The sequence below is a fragment of the Jiangella asiatica genome, assembly GCF_004349065.1.
In the GTDB taxonomy this organism is placed as follows: domain Bacteria; phylum Actinomycetota; class Actinomycetes; order Jiangellales; family Jiangellaceae; genus Jiangella; species Jiangella asiatica.
In genome coordinates this window covers 1-3,364 of the sequence record NZ_SMKZ01000111.1, presented here as the reverse complement: position 1 = coordinate 3,364, position 3,364 = coordinate 1, and the positions used below count along the sequence as shown (strand labels likewise).

Sequence of the window (3,364 nt, the reverse complement as noted above, 5' to 3'; positions counted from 1 at the left end):
GCCGCCCCAGCGCCCGCCGGACCACCTGAGCATGCTCGACCGAGATGCTGCCCGCGCGCAGCGCCCACGCCGTGCACGGCAGGAACCGCCGAGCGGCTCGCGACAGCTCCCGCACGGCTGCCACCGGTATGCCCAGGCCCGTCCGGGCGACGTCAGCGGCGCCACCGGTGCGACCGGAACCTTCGGACGCGGGGTTCGGATAGCCGCTGTGGTGGCGAGTGTCGGCCGCGTCACGGCTGTCGGCGTCATGCACGGTGCGGGCGGGCTCGAGAAGGCGTGCGTCCACGTCCAGCAGCGCCGCCAGCGCGACCCGTCCCTTCGCCGCACCGTGCTCGAGCCGCAGCCGATCGCGCAGCCAGTCGGCTGTCGACGTGGCACCGACCGAGGACCCGAGCTGACGGCGATCGGCCTCCCGGACCAGCCCCAGACCGAGCGCGGCGAGCCGGGCGGTGAGTGCCTCGTGTGCCACCACCAGCCGCGCCAACTCGTCCGCCGCCAGGCCCCACGCCGGTGCGTCCTCGACCCCGGCGATCGCCGACCCGACCGCATCGAGCGCCGCCGCCACCGGGTGGCCGGAAACTGCACTACGAGTCGAATCGAACATACGAACGATTCTATCCGGACCCACCGACAACGTAAGAACGATCACGCCGCGTCGGACGCCGACGCGGCGTGATCGTTCTTCACGAGCTGGTCAGGCGACCTCGCCGCTTGGTCGGCGTCGGCGGCTGACGAGACCAGCCACGCCCAGACCGGCCAAGCCCAGACCGGCCAGCACCAGCCCGCCCGTTGTCACTGGGCTCAGACTCGACCCGGTGTCGGGCAGCTCCGGCTCTGGCGGCGGCGTCGGCTCCTGTGCCTCGACAATTTGGGTGCCGGCTTCGACACTCAGCTCACTGTCGGCTCCGGTGGCGACGAGCAGGTGCTCACCAGCCGGGACGTCCGGCACCGTGAACGTGACCGAACCGGCACCCACCGCATCGGCGGTCACCGCCGCCACGGTGACCGGGTCCGAGTGCAGCACGAACCCGATCTCCTCACCCGGAACGAACCCCGTCACACCGACGGTGACCTCGTCCCCGGCCATCACCTCGGCCGGCAGACCGGTCATAGTCAACTCCGCCGTCACGACGGTGTGCTCGACCGGCTCAGATGCCGACGCAGCGTGATCACCCTGCCCGGCATAGGACGCGGCCACGTTGTGCTCGCCGACGGCCAGGTCACCAGTGCTCCACGCGGCGACGCCGTCGCCGTCCAAGGGCACCTCGACACCCTCATCGGCATCGTCGACCGTGAAGACGACCGCCCCCCCGGGAACACCGGTCCCCTCCGGCGCGGTCACTTCCGCGGTGAACGTCACCGGCTCGCCGGCCAGCGACGAACGGTCCGGACCGGTCAGCACGGTCGACGTGGACGCCGGGTCCACCACCACGGTCGCGGTCGCCGTCGGCGCGGCGTTCCAGTTGTCGTCGCCCGGCTGTTCGGCGGTCAGCACGCACTCGCCGGCGCCCGACGGCGTCACCGTCGACCCGTCGGCCGCGCAGACACCGGACGCGGTCAGCTCCACCGGCAACCCCGACGACGCCTCGACGGTCACCTCGAACGCGCCGTCCCCGAACACCACCGATTCCGGCGCGTCCAACGCGATCTCCTGATCGGCCTTGGCGATCGTCATCGTCCCGGTCACCGGCTCAGTCTCGTAGTCCGGATCGGTCACCGTGACCACGACCTCGTACGACCCGGCATCGATGGGCTCGTCGACATCACCGTCGTAGGTGACCTCGACCTCCAAGCCCTCCGGATCCGTGGTCACCGTCACGCCGTGCGGCTCACCGTCGTAGACGTGCTCCCACTCCGTGACCTCCACCATGGCCGGGGCACCCTCGATGGTGAACGTCCGCTCAACCGGCGCCGCCGCGGACCAGTTCGCGTTCCCCGGCTGACGCGCGGTCACCGTGCACTCGCCCGCGCCCGTCACCGTCACGGTCGAGCCCTCGATCGAGCACATGCCCGCCGCGTCGTACTGGACCTGCAGCCCAGACGTCGCCGACGCCTCCACGTCGAACGGCGGGTCTCCGTACGTCACATCGGACAAGGGTGCGAACTCAATCGACTGGTCCGCCTTGGCGATGGTGAACGTCCGCGACACCGGTTCCGCCGCGGACCAGTTCGCGTTGCCGTCCTGCGACGCGGTCACCGTGCATGTCCCGGCACCGGTCACCGAAACCGTCGAGCCGTCCACCGTGCACTCACCGTCGGCGGAGAACGACACCGGCAACCCCGACGACGCCGACGCGGACACCTCGAACGGCTCCACCCCATAGGTCACATCGGACAATGGTGCGAACTCGATCGACTGGTCGGCCTTCGCGATCGTGAACGACCGGGACACCGGGTCGGCCGGCAACCACGCATCATCACCGTCCTGCGACGCGGTCACCGTGCACTCCCCCGCACCGGTCACCGTCACCGTCAACCCGTCCACCGTGCACTCACCGTCGGCGGAGAACGACACCGGCAACCCCGACGACGCCGATGCGGACACCTCGAACGGCTCCACCCCATAGGTCACATCGGGCAGCGCACCGAACCCGATCTGCTGCGCCGCCCGATTTACCAACGACGGCGACGGCTGATTTCCCGTCAGCTCCGCACCATTACCCAGCTGCCCGCTCCCGTCGTCGCCCCAGCAGAATGCGTCGTCGTCGGTCGACACCCCGCACGTATGGGTGACACCGGCCGAGATCGTGGACCAGCCATCCACCCCGGTCGGGGTCACCACCGGCGACGGCGACACCTGATCTTCCGTCACCCCTGGGCCGTTGCCCAGCCGACCGAGGTCATCGTCGCCCCAGCAGAACGCCGCGCCGTCCGTGGACACCCCGCAAGTGTGAGTCACATTGGCCGACACCGTGGACCAGCCGTCCACGCCGGCTGGGGTCACCACCGGCGACGGCGACACCTGATCTCCCGTCACCCCTGGGCCGTTGCCCAGCTGACCGAAGTCGTCCGCGCCCCAGCAGAACGCCGCGTCGTCCGTGGACACCCCGCAAGTGTGGTTGGCAGCAGCGGCCGTGAGCGTGGACCAGCCGTCCACGCCGGCCGGGGTCACCACCGGCGACGGCGACACCTGATCTCCCGCCCCCCCGGGGCCGTTGCCCAGCATGCCGTTCCCGTCGGAGCCCCAGCAGAATGCCGCACCGTCCGTGGACACCCCGCAGGTATGGGATCGACCGGCCGTGAGCGTGGACCAGCCCTCCACCCCCGCCGGGGTCACCACCGGCGACGGCGACACCTGATCTCCCGCCCCCCCGGGGCCGTTGCCCAGCATGCCGTTCCCGTCGGAGCCCCAGCAGAACGCCGC

At 70.8% G+C, this 3,364-nt stretch carries 2 protein-coding genes; both read right to left on the bottom strand.

Annotation, left to right across the window (positions count from 1 at the left end):
- Positions 1-604 (bottom strand): DUF222 domain-containing protein (locus tag E1269_RS31900; protein WP_131902269.1); only part of this gene is annotated, 604 nt, incomplete at its 3' end.
- A 90-nt stretch (positions 605-694) separates the two neighbouring features.
- The coding region (locus E1269_RS31895) for an MBG domain-containing protein (RefSeq protein ID WP_203434298.1) at positions 695-3,364 on the bottom strand (2,670 nt) is incomplete at its 5' end.